This window comes from Lactiplantibacillus argentoratensis, from assembly GCF_037290055.1.
GTDB classification, from domain to species: domain Bacteria; phylum Bacillota; class Bacilli; order Lactobacillales; family Lactobacillaceae; genus Lactiplantibacillus; species Lactiplantibacillus plantarum.
This window is the reverse complement of sequence record NZ_CP147647.1, coordinates 752,567-769,693: the sequence shown is the minus strand read 5'-3', so window position 1 is coordinate 769,693 and position 17,127 is coordinate 752,567. Positions and strand designations below refer to the sequence as shown.

16 protein-coding genes are annotated in these 17,127 nt (G+C 44.2%); 2 read left to right on the top strand and 14 right to left on the bottom strand.

What is annotated here, in order from left to right; genetic code table 11:
- Positions 1–36: 36 nt before the first annotated feature.
- The 14 genes from V7R88_RS03545 to V7R88_RS03480 all read right to left on the bottom strand — a co-directional run bounded on the left by V7R88_RS03545 (position 37) and on the right by V7R88_RS03480 (position 15,403).
- Positions 37–609 (bottom strand): alpha-L-rhamnosidase, encoded by a 573-nt coding sequence (locus V7R88_RS03545; RefSeq protein WP_338816455.1) that lies wholly within the window; start codon positions 607–609, stop codon positions 37–39.
- Between the two features lie 106 nt (positions 610–715).
- Positions 716–1,048, bottom strand: a complete 333-nt coding sequence (locus tag V7R88_RS03540; protein WP_338816454.1) for a PTS lactose/cellobiose transporter subunit IIA — start codon at positions 1,046–1,048, stop codon at positions 716–718.
- A gap of 360 nt (positions 1,049–1,408) precedes the next feature.
- Positions 1,409–2,419, bottom strand: coding sequence for a DUF4767 domain-containing protein (locus tag V7R88_RS03535; protein ID WP_338816598.1), 1,011 nt, complete (start codon positions 2,417–2,419; stop codon positions 1,409–1,411).
- A gap of 130 nt (positions 2,420–2,549) precedes the next feature.
- Positions 2,550–3,350 (bottom strand): fumarylacetoacetate hydrolase family protein, encoded by an 801-nt coding sequence (locus V7R88_RS03530; protein ID WP_338816452.1) that lies wholly within the window; start codon positions 3,348–3,350, stop codon positions 2,550–2,552.
- Positions 3,351–3,553: 203 nt separating this feature from the next.
- On the bottom strand, positions 3,554–3,994 hold the full coding sequence (locus V7R88_RS03525; protein ID WP_003641176.1) for an Asp23/Gls24 family envelope stress response protein: 441 nt from the start codon (positions 3,992–3,994) through the stop codon (positions 3,554–3,556).
- Positions 3,995–4,054: 60 nt separating this feature from the next.
- On the bottom strand, positions 4,055–4,477 hold the full coding sequence (locus V7R88_RS03520) for an Asp23/Gls24 family envelope stress response protein (RefSeq protein ID WP_003644046.1): 423 nt from the start codon (positions 4,475–4,477) through the stop codon (positions 4,055–4,057).
- A 14-nt stretch (positions 4,478–4,491) separates the two neighbouring features.
- Positions 4,492–4,674 (bottom strand): hypothetical protein, encoded by a 183-nt coding sequence (locus V7R88_RS03515; protein ID WP_003641174.1) that lies wholly within the window; start codon positions 4,672–4,674, stop codon positions 4,492–4,494.
- Positions 4,675–4,686: 12 nt separating this feature from the next.
- Positions 4,687–5,232, bottom strand: coding sequence for an alkaline shock response membrane anchor protein AmaP (gene amaP / locus V7R88_RS03510; RefSeq protein ID WP_210697023.1), 546 nt, complete (start codon positions 5,230–5,232; stop codon positions 4,687–4,689).
- 11 nt (positions 5,233–5,243) lie between these two features.
- Positions 5,244–5,498 (bottom strand): GlsB/YeaQ/YmgE family stress response membrane protein, encoded by a 255-nt coding sequence (locus V7R88_RS03505; RefSeq protein WP_003641172.1) that lies wholly within the window; start codon positions 5,496–5,498, stop codon positions 5,244–5,246.
- Positions 5,499–5,737: 239 nt separating this feature from the next.
- Positions 5,738–7,585, bottom strand: a complete 1,848-nt coding sequence (locus V7R88_RS03500) for an acyltransferase family protein (RefSeq protein ID WP_338816451.1) — start codon at positions 7,583–7,585, stop codon at positions 5,738–5,740.
- The gene (locus V7R88_RS03495; protein ID WP_011101208.1) at positions 7,575–7,958 is read right to left on the bottom strand and encodes a hypothetical protein; all 384 of its coding nucleotides are present in this window, start codon (positions 7,956–7,958) and stop codon (positions 7,575–7,577) included. The genes V7R88_RS03500 and V7R88_RS03495 overlap by 11 nt, the downstream gene beginning before the upstream one ends.
- Positions 7,959–8,442: 484 nt before the next feature.
- Positions 8,443–10,947 (bottom strand): CAP domain-containing protein, encoded by a 2,505-nt coding sequence (locus tag V7R88_RS03490; protein ID WP_338816450.1) that lies wholly within the window; start codon positions 10,945–10,947, stop codon positions 8,443–8,445.
- A gap of 497 nt (positions 10,948–11,444) precedes the next feature.
- A complete protein-coding gene (locus V7R88_RS03485) occupies positions 11,445–12,137 on the bottom strand; it encodes a CPBP family intramembrane glutamic endopeptidase (protein WP_338816449.1) in 693 nt (230 codons plus the stop codon).
- A gap of 302 nt (positions 12,138–12,439) precedes the next feature.
- Entirely contained in the window at positions 12,440–15,403 is a 2,964-nt protein-coding gene (locus V7R88_RS03480) for a DEAD/DEAH box helicase (RefSeq protein ID WP_338816447.1), read from the bottom strand.
- Positions 15,404–15,939: 536 nt separating this feature from the next.
- Here V7R88_RS03480 and V7R88_RS03475 point away from each other — a divergent pair.
- Positions 15,940–16,308 (top strand): helix-turn-helix domain-containing protein, encoded by a 369-nt coding sequence (locus tag V7R88_RS03475; RefSeq protein ID WP_003641165.1) that lies wholly within the window; start codon positions 15,940–15,942, stop codon positions 16,306–16,308.
- Positions 16,309–16,541: 233 nt separating this feature from the next.
- Complete coding sequence (locus tag V7R88_RS03470) at positions 16,542–16,910, top strand: membrane protein (RefSeq protein ID WP_003641164.1); 369 nt, start codon at positions 16,542–16,544, stop codon at positions 16,908–16,910.
- Positions 16,911–17,127 lie beyond the last annotated feature (217 nt).

The window sequence follows — 17,127 nt, the reverse complement described above, 5'->3', positions numbered from 1 at the left end:
GTACGATAGCGATAATCATTAATGTAAACAACGCTATTACGCCGCTTGCCTAAAATCATCGATGGTTTCTTCAAACTCCGCATCCGCCAACACCGGCTGCCACTTCAGCGACTGGCCCACCGGCTCTAACATAATGTAGCGACAGCTGTAGCGGCGTTCAAACTGGACCGTTGTCGGCAATAATTCAACGTGGCGCGTATCGTCTTGAATCCAGGCTGTGGGCAACCAGCTGGTCACGCGACTAGCATCGACACTTAGCTCTTGTAATTGCTCAGCAAACCGTGTCCGCATCAGTAACGGCGCGTCCATCGGCGAACCGGCCACGTCAATGGCAACTTGAAAATGGCCGACGTATAGCGCTCCCAAATCATAAATCAAGCGTTCATGTTTATGTAACGCAATTGCACCGGTGACTGGTTGCCACGTGGCTGTCGCTAAGGCAGCCTGATTGATCCTGGTGGCCACAAAGTAGCGTCGTGGCTGAATGGTACGGGTAGTTAGTGGTACTGATATATTTGCCTTTGTCAGTAATTTCGGATTGGCAGTAAAACATTGGTCAGTAAGCTTATGAAACTTGTGATCATCTTCATTGCTAAAAGTAACTGTCATTTATTAACCCCATCTCTATCCGTCTAAGTTGCTACTGAGTACCATCTTCCAAGCTCTAATCATGAATCATCACCGCCACCTTTCAATGGTCAGCCCTACGCACACGTTAAGCCGCTTCTGGCTCCCAGCGTTCAAAAGCGCCAATCAGATTCTCAGTCATCTGTAGTTCGCCCATCACACTAACTAGTGCCGACTGGGCGTTCATAAAGAGTGTCGAGTGCACAAACCGTTGCGCTTTGGCATTCTCGATCAGTCGTCGCATCTGCAACCGCTGGGCCGTCAGCAATTCAGTTTCGGCCTGACGTAATTTTTCACGCGCCGCCTCGTAGCGATAGGCCGCAATCTCGGCTAAGGCAGCCGCAATCAATGAACGGGCGCTGCCGATTTTCAAAATCATCGTCATCGTAACGTTGAGCGTGTGTTCCGTATTTTTCTGCATGTCTACACCTTTTTTCTTTGAATTTCCTACTCTTTGACCAATCATACACACCTACGTTGACGGTAATCTTCATCATCACGCCATTCCCCAAAATGACAGCAATCATGATCGACAATCAGCTTTAAAATATCGCACCGTTCACATGAATGCGCCGGTCATTAGATGTCTTGACACCGTTAACTTATGTCATAGTATAGCATTATTTTCAGAAAACAATTTCAACTTTCCCAATATATACATAAACTTTACAAAATGAAAACCGGGGCAATTTACGTGCATTTGTCCCGGCTTTTATATTAATATTATATTTTCATAGTGATTAATTTATCCCTGCCCAATTATCGATCGTGACACCCTTGATTAATCTAATGCGTCAGCGGCTGGACTGGTCTTTGATTCATCCCCATATTGCCAGTCGCGCATTTGATTTGCCGCGGCTGCTGAAGGATAGGCGTTATTATCGAACCAGGCCCCCGCACCACTAGCATTCATTAGGACTGGAATTTGATGGCCATCAAAATAATGATAACGCACGTATTCAAAGTTACCGGCGCCAGCAGTCTGCTCGGCCCCCATAATATGAATCCATTTTTGCCCCTCAGATGCCACATAGGATAGCTTCAACCCATCGGTATCATTTTGCGTCATCGAATTAATTTTGTGATTGTACTTATCATAGTAATACCAAGTCCCCTGATAACCTTGAGGCCATTGGTTAGCCTTCGCATCACGACTCATGTTCACGTTGAGGGCACTGTCCGTCAGCGTCGTCGGCCGACTGCCCGTAATGATCTTGGCAAAGCCGGCTTGCAAAGCACTGTTCTGCGTATCATGAATAATCAGGTCGTTACCATTAGTCGTCTGGGTCACAAAGACGACTGGCCGACGATTATGCAAGCAGAAAAAGTACGTGATTGGATATTGCGCATCCGCCTTACCGCCCGTTGCGACCGCTACTACTTGAAAGGCACTACTATCTTCGCCATCCTTGGACCACTTGAGATCCACAGACTGTGAGCCCCATTTGATTCGACCGGCTAAACTACTATCAGAAAAAGCCTCGGGAAAGCGAAAGCCTAAGTGATCAGGGACTTTATCATCATACGTCCCAACATAGGTCTGTCCCATCTCGCGTTGCCAAGCCGCCATAAATGTTGACAAGGCCGCTTTCTTACCCGTATTCCACAAGGTTGCTTTAGCCGGCGATGATGATTCACTGCTGGTAGTAGCACTTTGATTAGTAGTCTGCTTGGATGTCACCTTGGTTGACGTCGCCTGTTGCTTTGTCTTAGGCGCTGACGACTTGGACGACATCGAACAACCTGCTAACAATAAACTTCCTAATAATAGTCCGACCCACACCTTTTTCATAATACTCACAACCGGTCCGACACCGGTATCCCCCTATTTAATTACTATTCCCATGGTACCAAAAAAGTCGGTACTGTGCTGGGCGTTATAATATAAACCTTCACCCGCCACACTTACCGACTATGGCTATTTACTTAATCGTGATATTTAGTGTTCCTAAATGCGTGATTTGACCGCGCAGTTGATCGCCGGCTTGCAAAAAGACTTGCGGATTGCGGCCAACGCCGGTTCCACTAGGCGTCCCAGTAAAAATCAAATCACCTGGTTGTAACTCACAGACCGTCGACAGGTAGTGCACTAAATCCGGTACCTTGAAGATCAGTTGGCTCAACGGCGCTTGCTGCATCGTCTGGCCATTGACAGTGGTCGTGATCACCTCATCGTCTAAGTTAGCTAACTCATCGACGGTCGTTAACCACGGCCCGACTGGTGCGTAATTTTCAAACGATTTCCCCATTGAAAACTGGGGATTGTCATTCTCGAACTGAACGGCTCGATCAGATAAGTCTTCACCAACCATCACTCCGGCCACGTGCGCCATTGCATCAGCCGTCGCGATATCGCGCCCACCCTTGCCAATCATCACGACTAGCTCGGTTTCCCAGTCGGTCTCAGGACCATGCGTCGCCACGGTCACGTTCGCTGGTGCCAGTGAACTACTAAACTTCGTAAAGATACTTGGAACCTTCGGCAGCATAATGTGGATCTCCGCCGAATGGTCACGGTAGTTCATCCCCACCGCAAAAATCTGTCGCGGGGCCGTGATTGGTGCCGCTAATTCTTGTGGCGCAAACGTTTCAAGCGAGCCAAGTTGCCGGTCCGCTGCTGGCATATGTAGCGTTTCCAAAACTGTCTTCGCATTTAAAACTGTTTGTCCATGCTGTTCATCCGTAATGATGAACGGTCGGTTGGCCCGCATGCCAATTTTCATATTAATCACCTCATTGATATTATTGTACACTCATCTCATGAATCATAACAATAATGATAGTTGCGTGACGGTCATTCCGGACAATCTTCATGAACGTTCAAACGCAATTACGAACTTAGCTCAGGATATTTCTTCATGTAACGCTCATCACTAAAAAAGGTACCCGCCTAATTTGCGAGTACCTTTAACCATTACGGCTGCCATTAATGTGGGCCGTCATCCTTTGGTTCTGGGTGTTTCTTTTCTGGTGCTTTTTCTTGCTTGTCATTTTGTTGCCGCCACTCTTCTGTCGTTAACATGTCTTTAACGACTAATTTTAACTTAGTCACTTGATAACCAGTCATTGATTTAACGGCCTTGGCAACTTTATCCGCCACCCGCGCTAGAATCTCCTGACCATTCTTACCATAAGCTAGAATGGCCGTCAATTCGATTCCAACCGTCTGATCATCGTCATCGGTATCCACTGAAACGCCGGTTTGCGGGCGATCCTTATCCGTAAAGCGATTGGAAATATCATCAATCAGATTTCCCTGTAAGCTCAATACCCCTTCGACTTCTTGGGCCGTGTTACTAGCAATCTTTGCCAATACCGTATCGTCAAAAACAACTTCTGGTTTTAAAGATGTCGCTGTTGCTTCCATCAAAATTCCTCCTTGTTTTGTCAAAAATCGTCTTACCAATGACTACTCTAAACGACCATGCTATTCAACTTGCCGTTTATCTGTTGATTGATCCGTATTTGGTTTGCCAGTGGCCTGATCTTGCCAATCACGCTTACTCATGACGTCACTGACATGTACCTTAATTTCAATGACCTTCAAGCCAGTATACCGTTCAACATCTTGCTGAACACGTTGACAAATTTGATTGAAGATTTGTCGCATGTCCTTACCATATTCAACGATCATCGTCATATCTAAAGCAACTTGTTTCTTACCAACTTGGGCGTCAACCCCCTGCGTCGGGTCAGCTTCATCACGAAAGCGGTTCGTTAAATTGCTTAACATGCCGCCTTCTAGGGATAACACGCCGTCAACATTGCGTGAAGCTAGACCGGCGATTTTTTCAATCACACCGTCATCAAACGTCAATTGAGTCTGTAATTGTTGTTCTGGTTGTGCCATTGTAATTCCTCCCATTATTTAGATAAATACTCACTCAACTTCTGACTAACTGCAGCCAAATCGACGTGGACAAACCGTCCAATCGCCCAGCCGATCAGCCCTAAAACTGCGACTAATAAGACTGCCGAAAAACTGGTTAATACCCAGACGATACCTAAAAGCAGTCCAATCAGAAAACCATACTGTGCGTTACTCATCAGGACCCTCCTTTACACCACGGTTAACTTACGCTGGTGATTTGCTGGCTTAACTTGCACTACCGGTTGTTCGACCGTCAATCCCAATTGATTCTTCAAATAGTCCTGTGCCAAGGTTGCCGCCTGTTGGGCCGTGGTTTCTAACGATGCGTCAGTATTAACCATCGCATCAATCTTTACTCGTACCCGGCGACGACGCCGTAATTTCAAGTGAACCTCAGGATCAATTAGATTCAACTGATTAACGAGTCGGTACTGCAAATCACGTTCCAAAGCCCGTTGCGGAATCGTTAACTGGCCAACCTTGCCATCATACGTCAACGTGCTGACTTTAACTGGTCGAAACAAGCCGACAATTACCAATAAGATACCAACGATTCCGGCAATAATGGCAAAGACCATCAATAAGATACTCCAAACCATTGGGTAGTTAATCGTCAGATTAGCTAACCAGGACGTCAACCACGGGATCGGGTACAACTGACCCAGTTCAAAAACCGCTAATAACACCAATACAATTCCGACTAACGTCACCGTAAACTTAGCTAAGCGGCTCATCTAATCACCGCCTAACGTTTCTTACGCATGCCGAAGATTGCAGAAACGATTAATACCAAGATAATAGCGCCTAAGATTGAGGGTACCAATGCCATACCAGCTAACGAAGGTCCCCAAGTTCCAAGCAATGCTTGACCAATCCAGGCACCAACTAAACCGGCAATAATATTGCCAATGATCCCCATTGGAACGTCACGGCTGGTAATCGCACCTGCTAACGCACCAATGACACCACCAACAATTAATGACCATAGCCATCCTAACATTCTAATCACTCCTTACAGTTTTATTTGAGTACATGCTTATAATAACCATAATTTTATTTCCGGACAATTAATATGCATATTTACCAAAACAGTTCTTAAAATATCGCTGGTTAGTCGCGACGATCCTTGATACTACGCAATTTAATTGCAGATATAAAAAAACCAGCTTGCCAATTACGCGTCGCAAGCTGATTATTATTGATTGAATTAACTCGGATACTTTCTCTAGTTTTCCTAAACTAGGCTGGTTTTCCCGGCGTTTTCTGAGCGGTTTGCAATGCTTGATTGATCACCTTGGCATATAAAATATCGCCAGCGCGAATACCACCGAAGTGTACGCCATCCGTGCCTTTGAAGACTTCCGGATGTTGCGCGGCAATCTTGCCCCAATCGGCAACCGTAATGAACTTATATTTAGCAGGCAAACGCCGCTCCAAAACAGCCAACTTCGATGAATTCCAGTCAGCATCGGCCCGGGCATTATAAGGTGTCATCAGAATCAACTTGTGCCCCGGCTCCAAGTCATGAATGATCTTCATGGTTTGTTCTTCGTAATCATCCAGTGCGTTGGTTCCAATACAAATTACCACGTACTGCCGCAGCGTATGACTTCGCTGCTGGTTCATCATGACTTTATACGCCAGGTTCATCGTCCGATCGCCTTCCGCATCAATGCTGCTATTTGGGACGTGGTCGCCCAGGTAGCTGCGCGTCCCCAGCGTGACACTGTCACCAATAATGGAAACGCCCGGGGTCTTTTCTTGGTCAGCTTTAGGCGTTGCCTGCTTCTTCTTAGGCGTCACGGCCGCGAGCACGGCTTCATGAGTCGTTCCGATTTTATCAATATCTTGGTAAATCCCACTCACCCATAAATTCTGTTCCAGCGTCGAAAGTTGCGGCGCATTTTTGACCACGACCCCGGTATTGACTGCCAACAGCACTCCTGCAGTGATAACGGGCAACTGCAACTGTCGCCACGTCAACGTATGACCGAAAACGTGCGCGTGTTTGCCCGCAATCACTGGTTCTAACACGTAGTACGACAACGCGGATAGGATAATGGACAGTATCGTCGTTAGCAGCGCCGCCAACCAGTTGACCATCATGTGTGAAAAAATCACGTACAACGGCCAGTGATAGAGATACACGCTGTAGCTCACGTCCGCTAAAAACGTCATCCACCGCGGTTCCTTGAGGTTCGGCGTGTGGTCATGCAACAACCGGGCGCCATAGATCATGATACCAGCGAGTACGGTGGCCAGTAACAGCCCACCCTGATACGTTTGCAACGCATCGAACTTCATCTGGTCGCCTAAAGCAACTAACAAGATAAAACTAATCAGCATCACTGCGCCCGCAATGATCGGATTGCAGTGCGCCGTGGTCCAACGATAGATTGGCCCTTGAGCTTTGATGCCGCTCAGGACACCGATAAGCCCGCCGACAAAGAACGGAAAACAGTGGGTCAGACTTGAAAAGTAGACTGGTGAAAAGTCCTTTAAGCCGACCGCGCCAAAGTACATCATGACAAAGCTTTCAATCGCAAAAGCGGTGGTCAACAGTCCTAAGCCCCAGCGAAAACGGGTCAATGCGCGCCGACCACTCGCCAACCGCCGACTGATTTTAGCGACCAACCACGCAATCAGGCCCCATAAAATATAAAAGTGCATTTCAACCGCTAATGACCACGTATGGACAAATAAGTGCGGAATAAACTTGTTTTCATAACTGCCACCCGTCGCAATTTCAAAATAATTAGTCGTAAATCCGAGAGCCGCCGCGACCTGCTTACCAATGTCGGTCACAAAATCGTGGTCAATCAAGTAAGTTAGCGGTAGCACCAATAACACCGCAATAAATAATGGTGGCACAATTCGATAAAACCGGCGACCATAGAAAGACATTAGTTTAAAGTTATCCGAACGAGCAAACTCGTCCACCATTAATGACGTAATCAAAAACCCTGAGAAGGTAAAGAAGATGTCCACCCCGATAAAGCCACCAGTAAACTGGTTTTGGAAAAAGTGATACGTCAATACCAGCACGAGTCCCGTTATCCGTACTAAACTAAACCATTTAATCCGCATTTTCTAACTTACCGTCCCCCGTAATTTTTTTGGCATAAGTCTTGTTGCCGACCCGCAGTTTGACCACACCATTCAACGCACCCTTGCTGAAGTTGCCTTGCAAGCGCCACCCGTTCGGTGCAATGAATTCGCCTGCACCTTCAAACCGGCCATTGGTAAAATTACCCACGTAGCGCCCCTGTTTGTTAACCTGCAACGTCCCCTGACCGTCAAACTTGTGCTTCAAAACGGCCCCGCTGTAGCTCATCCGTCCGTGATCCAATTGCACACTTTGCTGCTTCGCCGTTGATGGCGTTAGACTGATAACGGCAAAAGTGACAATACCGATAATCGTGATGATTTCAAAAACCATTCTGCTACTGATTTTTCCCATACCTCTATTCCTTTCACAACCTTAATTCCCCTTAAAGCAATCGGCAGTTAGCCACCCTGGATTCCCCAATCATCCACGGGATTATACGGACACATTATGTACCATGGCTGTCAATTGCAACTCTGCATTTAATAACGGATCATTTTTTATTCCGTTAATTATCCATTAATTTAATTCGTTTATTTAAATAATCAAAAAAACTTCAATGGCCGTATTACTTAATATATTACTAAATATTAGCCTTGCCGTGTACAAAATATCAAAAATGAGTTGTCTTTTATTGTTAATACCGGTTATGTTTAATTCACTAAACTTAATATCTAACCACTAAAAAAACAGTCAGGCCAAGGATTTCGGCTGATTGACAACCATAGGTAAGCATTCATTGCCTATCTATCATTCCCGGTATCCATCGGCTATCCTAGTCCAACTGTTTTTATTATTTCATATGATCAATAATTCTAAAAAGCTTTGAGCTCAGAAATTAAGCGCGTTTGCGTAACTTTGTTAAACCCAATAATGAGAACCCTGCCGCTAGTAATCCCACCACAGTCAAACTCGATGACTGTTTTTCATCCGTCTGTGGTAAAGCCGTGGCCTGTGCGGCAACTGGCTGCTGTTTAGCTCCCGCAACCAGCTTGGTTGTCACATCGCCATCTGAAACATCTACGCTAGTACTCGTGGCATTAATGGTACCATTACTATTCGCTACGGTTTTAGTAGCTGTCGCATGTGGTGCGGTAACACCAGTCGATTGGTCAACATTTGTTGTTTCAGCAATTCCATCAGCCGCAGCAGCCGTCGTCGTTGTAAATTTGTTAGCTTCGACGCGTGCCAAGAAGGCTTTAGTAGCCGTTAAATCACCTTGTGCAACGGCGAGATCAACTCTGGCAGCGCCGAGCACCTGCTTAAATTGTGCTAAATCGGTCTTTTTACGATCCAGTTGCGCTTTTCCAGCAGCGAGTTGCTCGTTTGCTGTATCGACTTGAGCCTGCCCCTGCGCGAGTACGGCCTTGGCAGCAGCGAGTTGTTGTTCAGCCGTAGCAATTTGGGCCTTCATGCTTGCAATCCGCGCTGGCAAGGCCGCAATTTCAGCCGTCAGTCGGGCGTTTTCAGCGGTCAAGTCGGCTACCAATGTCTTGGCACTGGCTAAGTCTTTAGCGGCTTGCGTGGCAGTTGCTTGCGCTGCGGCCGTCTTCGCGATTGCTGTCTTCAAATTGCGATCAGGCGATACTTGTTGCTGTTGCGCCATTGCTAATTGCCCTTGAGCTTGCGTCAAAGCAACATTAGCCGCTTTCAAACTAGTTGCAGCGACTTGAACTTGGGCCTGTTTAGTCGTAACAGTCGCTTTTAAACCACTTGTCTGGTTTTGTAAAGCTTGTAAACTGGCATTTTGGTTAGCCAGCGTGGTTGCTAATGTCTTCCCGGTATTTTGTAAACCATTCAAACTAGCCGTTGCCGCAATCAACGTTGCGTTAGCTGCCGCAATCTTCTTCGGATCAGCGGGGGCCGTCTGGACGTAATTGAACGTGACGGCTGGTAAGGCCTTAGTCCCAGTAGCGGCATTCGTATGGGCATTGTAAAACAAGTCATCATACTTGACTTGCTGGGCTTCCGTCATCCCGGCATTATCGACTTCAAACGCTGCCACGTGTTTGGCCAAGTTGATGGCTACTCCGGCATCACCAGTCGAGTATATTAGGTTGACACGGTGACCAAAGGAACCGGACTCAACGTTATTGGATTCATCATACCAACCCATCACAGCATTATAGGCCGTTTCTTGATCGCTCATGAACCATTGCGGATAAACTTGTGTTAAATTTTCTGCATAGCTTGAGCCAGTATGATCCAAGCCACCGTCGACTTGGGCAGCTGCTCGCGCAATCGCATTATTTTGCAACGTCGCCGTCTGTTTCAATGCTGGTTGACCATTCAGCGCCCGTAGCTGATTGATATATTCAAACATATACTGATTGATTTTATCCGCATTAGGCATATACTTGCCATTACTTGGATAGGCGACGCTGACTGTTTCGGCCCCAGTCAATTGAGATTGTGGGAATTCGCCAGCGTCATACTTATTTTGCGATTCCGTCGTGGTCGTTGGCCGTTCTGCTGCCGCTAAAGCTGCTTGAGCTGCGGTCACTTTGGCTTGCGCTGTGGAAACAGCTTGATTATTCGCATTAATTTGACCGGTCGTATTTTGAATCGCTGTCTTGGCAGAATTGATTGCCTGGGTATTTTTATTAACCGCATCTTGCGCTGATGCTACGGCCACTTTAGCTTGATTTGCTTGGGTGGCCGCTTTTTGCTGGGCGGCAGATGCTTGGTCGACCGTCGCCTGTTTAGCGGCAGTGACGGCACTGGCTGCATCGGCATCAGATTGGGCCGTGACCTGTTCAGTTTTAGCTTGCGTCAAGGCCGTGTCAGCCGCGTCCTTAGCCGTTTGTGCTTTCTTCTCGGTAGCTGGCTGGTTGGCGATAGCGACTTTGTTGGCCGCAATTTGCTGTTGGTCAGCAGGAATTTGCGCTTCAGCTGCTGCCATTTGCGACTTAGCAGCGTCAACTTTAGTTTCAGCCTCAGCCATGACTTGATTGTTAGTATCAAGTTGTTGTTGTGCGCGGTCAACTTGGGCTTTACCAGCATCATACTGGGACTGTCCAATCGCAACTAGTTGACTTTGATTAGTCACTTGCCCCTGTGCAGTCGCCACTTTAGCTTGTGCCGTGTTGACTTGGTTTTGAACCGTGGCAACATTCCCCTTGGCAGTCTGCACGTTGGCTTGATACTGTTGCTGACTAGTCGGTTTGACCGTTGCTAACTTTTCGTTAGTTGCCGTCTGAGCGTTCCCCTGCGTGGCACTCGTCTGATTCGTCGTATCGCTGTTGTCAGTTGCCGTGTCGGCCTGCGCATTGTTAACACCCAATTGGGTCCCCACGAATAATGCCGCAGTGGTGATACTGGTATATAATAATTTCTTATTCATAAACTCACTCCAATAAGTTAATATAAATATCATTATAAACCAATGATGTCATAATGCTAGGTGGTGTTTACACCCTTATGTCCTGATTGAACATTGGAAAGTCTTATTTAATCAGGACTATTATGAATTTTAGTCGTTGAATAAGTCGCAAACCAGGAAGTACCATCGTTCCAATTTTACAGTATAAAGTTATTTTGATAATCAACAATTGCTAATCAAACATTACCTAGTTATCATTAATAGCCACTGTTTTCAAAAACAAACGAAACTAGTGTGGTATATTTCTATCCGATTAACGACAGTCTTTCAACAATTCGTATCAGATTGTTAGATAAACATTATTAATGACGTTACCATGACCAATTCCTATCTATTATTAACTCAGCCCTACCAAAACAGGCAGCGCCCAAAATTTGGACGCTGCCTATTTTTTAATCATTACACATCACGCGACTAATACGCGCATGTCAATCGCTACATCAATAGGACAACCTGTTTTAACGTGAAAGCAAGGTCAACATGCCAACCATGGCTAATGAATTATTGATAATGTGCAAAGCGATACTATAGCGAATATCGTTGAACCACACGTACGTAAAAGTCAACACGACGGCGATCGGTAAGTAGACTAGTAGCGCAGGGCTAAACGATAACGTATGGGCAAGGGCAAATACTAAACTCGCAAAAACTAATGCAACCGTGAAACTCACCCAATTTGTGACCCGCGGAAATAACCAACGATACATCAGCCCACGAAAAATCAGTTCTTCGACAATCGGTGCCAGTACTGCCATCATGACAACATTAATGACTGGACTAGTAGTAAATACCTTATCCAAAATCACTTGGTTTTCAGGGGTTTGTTTCACGATAAGTCCCGCCAACACGTTACCTAACTCAACCAGGATAAATAGGCCCACTATCGTTAACGCCGGACGCGTCGGTCGTGATAAACTGGTCACGATTGGCGCTTGACGACGATAAATCGTTACCAGCCACCAAATGAGTAATCCGAGCAAAACTAAACTTGCCACTCCGGCAATTAGTGTTGCCGTGACCGAGAACCCGTGTCGAATTGCTGGCATCATCGTGGGAATCATAGCGAGTTGATATAGTGCGAATAGACCAATTAGTTTAACGATATTGAGGAGCCAGGTGACCGTTCGATTAGTTGAATGCGATTTTGACATATTAAGCCTCTTCTCTATATTTTAAAGTGTATTAGCGCATCTTCTATTGATGTCGTTTAAACGATCCGAATATTTTTGTCTTCCGACCTTAACAGCAATAATTCATTATTAATGATATATCAAATACATCCCCAACTATCACCTAGAACCATTCTCTATCTAGCGAAATTTGACGATCTACATGAATACGAACTATAACAATACACTGTTCAGATTAGCTACCGAATAAGTAAGCTAATTGTCCCAACTTTTTAGTGTGAGTTCTGCTCTATACAACTTAAAAAGTAACAGTCAATAACTTCTTAATTATCCAATAATGGCAACTGACGAGCCGCTACCTCAGCATAAGGCTTACTTTTGAGCCGATGGTAATCACCAATCAAATAAAAATCATGTCTAGCACGCGTCACTGCCACATTCAATAAATTAGGTTTACTAAATGCCCAGTCAGCGCCACCGTCAGTATCCTGGTCAGTTCCAATAATTAGGAAAACAACATCGGCTTCTTTACCTTGAAATCTGTGAACAGTGCCAACATGTTCTTTCAACCATTCCTTAGAAATCACACCGTCATCAAATTCTTTTGGCAACTTGTTAGTAATACCATTAACCACTGCACGGAAGGGGGAAATAACAAACATTTGATCCAAACTTTTGCCTTCATCACGCCGCTTTTTCATTATTCGTGCCAAAGCAGTCACATTTTCAGGGACGAATTGTTGATTCGTTGCTTTTCCTTTTGAGTTAATCCAGCGACTACGTTTAACCTGAGACAGCTTCGTCGGCTTTCCCTGAACCATTTTATTCTCATAAGAAATTTCATTTGCAATTTCAAACATCGGTGAATCACAGCGACGATGAACCCATAACGGTATTCCGACCCATGTATGATCGGACTTATGCATACCATAAATACTACCTTGATCCGCAAGTTGCTGCACAGACGTCGTCGGTAGCAAATATTGTTCTGACACTTTGAAATCACGTGCAATTGTTCTTAATGTCGCCTCATTAGTCGTCACAACCGGTTCAATTTGCGCAGGATCGCCAATCGCGACTAGATGTTTTGCGCGCCACGCGATACCAACCGCAGAAGCCGGCGTCGCTTGACCAGACTCATCAATATAAACATTATCGATAGTGTTCTCACCAAAATTGGCAAACATTCGTCCAACACTGGCTAACGTCGTACTCATGACCGGAATCAGCAGTTGCATAATTTGAAAACCAGCAGTTAGGGCCAAAGTATCTTCAGCAAAGACTAGCTTATCCTGATGCGCGAAAAACTCCCAAGCGTTCGAGATTGGGACACGTGCCTCACAAACAAATACCTTCCGTAGCCGCATTGCAGCAATGAATAATTTTGCACGCTTATTCTGGAGAACCCTACTATTATTTGGTAAGGACTGCTGTCGTTTATCATTCGGCTGTCTCCAGAAGTCATCATTAAAAACAACGATTCCCTCTTTTTCTAATTGTTTTTGGATTGGTTCAACTTCTCGAATGATTTTTTCCTGCTGTGCAATAAAATGAACAACATGCCGTCGTTCTTTTCGCCGATCTGTTAGTCGTTCATTGAGTCCTTCAATTTTTTTATTCAAATTAGAAATATGAAATCTTAGACTATCATGTGTTGGCGTTTCGTGTTGCCAGAAAATCAAAAATCTTTTTTTCGGTAATGTTACTAATCTATGCCTTATATTCTCAATTTTTTGTGTCAAGTTAGCGATTTCTTGATTTAGTACTTCAATCCCCTCGTCTACAACTTTCAACTCAAGGTAAGCCTGATCAACTACGGATGGATTGGCCCGCTCAACGATTGAAATCATTCGATGTAATCGCGCTTTTTCCTGATGAACTGCCTCCAATGCCGTATTAAAATTCTGTCGTGCATCCGCCCAACTATCCGAGTATACACTTAACTGTTTCTTTAATACGCCATGATTAATATGTTTAAATACCTTTTGCTGATTGGCCTTACTCCCCATCGGAACCGCAAACATTCCCCAAGAGTCCGCTGTCTCCAAAATGCGATTCGCTAAATCGCTAAAGTAGTCAATTTCTTCTAGCTGAGTCCGATACTCATCTTGTTTCTCACGATTCTCGTTAGGATACTGTCTGATTTTGTTACGACTCGGAAATTCCTTTGAAATATTGGCAACCGCAGAATTATTATTGCTCGTCACCACAATACCGTACCCTTGTAGGGCAGGAATTAATTCATAAGCATTATACTTACAGTTAGAAAACAGCTCAATGGGTTTAATTCTCCGAAAGCCATCCATTGGCTTTTCCAATTGTGCCATTACTTTAGCTTGTTGTACGATCGTATCGGCAAACACGTCTTGTAATAGCGTTGTTTTTCCGGTCCCCGGTGGTCCATTCACTGTTTTTAGATCAGTCTTAATTGGTCCCTTGTCACGAATCACATTGACTGCCACCTGCTGCATCAATGACTGAAAGTACTTTTCAGGTCCAGGCCACCGCCCATCTGGTAGATTTTCTACATCCAATAATTTTGAAATAAAATCTCGATTCTGATCCACTTCTTGCTTTGTCGCAACATCAGGATTTAAACCTAAATACTTCAATAGTAATGAATCGTCCGCAGACGCCTGCAATACACGCTCAATATCCTCAGTATAGAAACTATTTAACATCGGGGGTTCATCTTGGATTTGAAAGAGTCCCCGCAACTGACCAACGTTACGCGTACCTGCTAACTTAAAAGTCTTCAGTACAATCTGGTTAGCCAGTGCCAAACACTCAGCTAAGTCGGCTCGTTTTCGATCAATAACTTCTTCTAGTTGTTGCGACAATTGGCTCTTGAAGTCATCATATTGTTGACCATGCATCGCTTCCTCAATATTTTCTTGCCGAAGCTTCAAATAAAAATAAGCTGCATAAGGTACCTCAATCTTTTGAAAGGACCAGGCGCTATTAACGATTAATGCCACACTATAGCCCTTAGCAGGATCACGATTTTGAACCATTTCCGTATCCCGAAAACGAATATTTTGAATACTATCTCGTAAATCTTGCTTTTTATATTCACCTAAGTACAAAAGTGAAATCGTCACATGTTGATCACTTGATTGATTATTTTGAGATATTTTTTCATTTATTGTACCTGATTCACGCTTCTGATACGCTGTTTTTCGTATGTCTCCACTAAACCATTTAGCCTTCTTGTCAAGCTCACCACCACTAATTTTTTCAGCTAAATCCCAAGCTCTTAAAATCTGATTAGCTTGCTTATTCTTCACCCTAAAATCCTCCATAAATTCATAACGATACGCCTACCGCTTTCTTCGCCAAATCACTAGGAACAATAATAATCCCCAGAAAACCAGACCTTCCAGCTTCTCCCGATGGCTTGTTTTAGCAATGCTTACAGTAATATGCTTGGTTTGAAATAATTTCACCCGTTGCTCCCCCTTCTCTAAATTTAATTACATTCATTGTACAGTTCTTTCACTTATCCTGACAACCCAAGCTAACAATCAACCTGCCAATTTTTTGTTAGCCATTCAATACAAAACAGAACGCGGGGTTATTGCACCTCCAAATTAGTTGTCATTCAATGTGAAGAAAACACAAATGCCTAGCAACCTTTACGTTTAACCACGAATTCGCTCTAACAACCTGAATGCATTATAATTAATAAGCAATTAATTTATATCGATAAATCATGTTTTATATTAAATAGTTTATTTAAATAAGTTATTTCTTAAATTTTTTATTTAAAAATATAAATTTTACGTTTAAATATTATACAATACGTTCATTGGGAGACTATAACATGCCAGCAAAAACACAAAACAACTTCATTCGAAGACTAATTAACCTTCGTGACAGTCGGAACTGGTCAAAAACTGAGGTGGCCAGGAAATTAGGGTTGAGCAGTATGCAGCGATATGCCAACTATGAATATGGCACGAATGAGCCAGATTTGAACATGCTTAAACAGATTGCAGATCTATATGATGTGACAACCGACTACCTGCTGGGTGAAGATAGCGCATCTAAATGGATTGCTAGAAAAGATACCACTGACTTAAAAGACTTTCTCACAGCTCATGTGGATTCGATGACATACGGAGGCGAAGCACTTACGGAAGAAGAACGCCAACAAGTACGAGTAGCAATGGCCGTCATCTTCTGGGAATAGGGCTAAACGCGACTAACGCCCCTTACGATGAAGTATCTTAATGTTCGAACCAAGTTACTTCGGGCACGCTTATGGAAAGCTTGTTTATCGGCCAGAATATTGGTCACCTTTGTTCATTTATACGAAAAATAAGCCTATCAATACGGGGATTAATGGTTTGGGTAGGCTTCAACAACTTATGTCCAATAAACTGATCGACACGAAAAGCTGTTAATAAAGGGAGGAGCTTCAACATGAAGTCAAAAAATTTAGCACTTACTAACGGGATTGTAGGGCTAGTCGGCGGCATTATTTTATTATTCGGGGGCTGGTTTATTGCTGGTGGCATTGTTAGCGATGCTGCCACTGGATCAGTATCTAATACATCAGGTGCGGCCGCTTTCCTAAACATTTTAAAAATTGCTATTTTAGCATTAGGAATTATTGCATTAATTTATTATAAAGGTGATAAGCGTGTCGGTACTGCATCAGGCGTTTTACTAATTGTCGGCGGCGCAATCGCGCTTATTCCATTCTTAGGTTGGATTGGCGGAATTCTCGCAATTATTGGTGGATCTTTATATTTAGCTTCATTAAAGCATTTTAGTCAACCACAAGCATAGTCTAACCTGCAATCAGTTAGTAATATCAGCCCTAAAAGAACGCATGTGTTAACGATAGAAATCGACTAGTTAAACCAGTACACACTGATATTGATACTTGTCCGACTGCCCTAACATATGCTCTCGTAAACGGAGTATCTTTTATCTTTGATAGCTTTCAATACGATTTTTTATTTTGTACCATATGCTATTCCAAATAAAAAAGTGGTACCATTTC

Coding starts and splice junctions, on each gene's coding strand:
- V7R88_RS03545 (WP_338816455.1), bottom strand. CDS start 609: ATGACAGTTACTTTTAGCAATGAAGATGATCACAAGTTTCATAAGCTT.
- V7R88_RS03540 (WP_338816454.1), bottom strand. CDS start 1,048: ATGCAGAAAAATACGGAACACACGCTCAACGTTACGATGACGATGATT.
- V7R88_RS03535 (WP_338816598.1), bottom strand. CDS start 2,419: ATGAAAAAGGTGTGGGTCGGACTATTATTAGGAAGTTTATTGTTAGCA.
- V7R88_RS03530 (WP_338816452.1), bottom strand. CDS start 3,350: ATGAAAATTGGCATGCGGGCCAACCGACCGTTCATCATTACGGATGAA.
- V7R88_RS03525 (WP_003641176.1), bottom strand. CDS start 3,994: ATGGAAGCAACAGCGACATCTTTAAAACCAGAAGTTGTTTTTGACGAT.
- V7R88_RS03520 (WP_003644046.1), bottom strand. CDS start 4,477: ATGGCACAACCAGAACAACAATTACAGACTCAATTGACGTTTGATGAC.
- V7R88_RS03515 (WP_003641174.1), bottom strand. CDS start 4,674: ATGAGTAACGCACAGTATGGTTTTCTGATTGGACTGCTTTTAGGTATC.
- amaP (WP_210697023.1), bottom strand. CDS start 5,232: ATGAGCCGCTTAGCTAAGTTTACGGTGACGTTAGTCGGAATTGTATTG.
- V7R88_RS03505 (WP_003641172.1), bottom strand. CDS start 5,498: ATGTTAGGATGGCTATGGTCATTAATTGTTGGTGGTGTCATTGGTGCG.
- V7R88_RS03500 (WP_338816451.1), bottom strand. CDS start 7,585: ATGCGGATTAAATGGTTTAGTTTAGTACGGATAACGGGACTCGTGCTG.
- V7R88_RS03495 (WP_011101208.1), bottom strand. CDS start 7,958: ATGGGAAAAATCAGTAGCAGAATGGTTTTTGAAATCATCACGATTATC.
- V7R88_RS03490 (WP_338816450.1), bottom strand. CDS start 10,947: ATGAATAAGAAATTATTATATACCAGTATCACCACTGCGGCATTATTC.
- V7R88_RS03485 (WP_338816449.1), bottom strand. CDS start 12,137: ATGTCAAAATCGCATTCAACTAATCGAACGGTCACCTGGCTCCTCAAT.
- V7R88_RS03475 (WP_003641165.1), top strand. CDS start 15,940: ATGCCAGCAAAAACACAAAACAACTTCATTCGAAGACTAATTAACCTT.
- V7R88_RS03470 (WP_003641164.1), top strand. CDS start 16,542: ATGAAGTCAAAAAATTTAGCACTTACTAACGGGATTGTAGGGCTAGTC.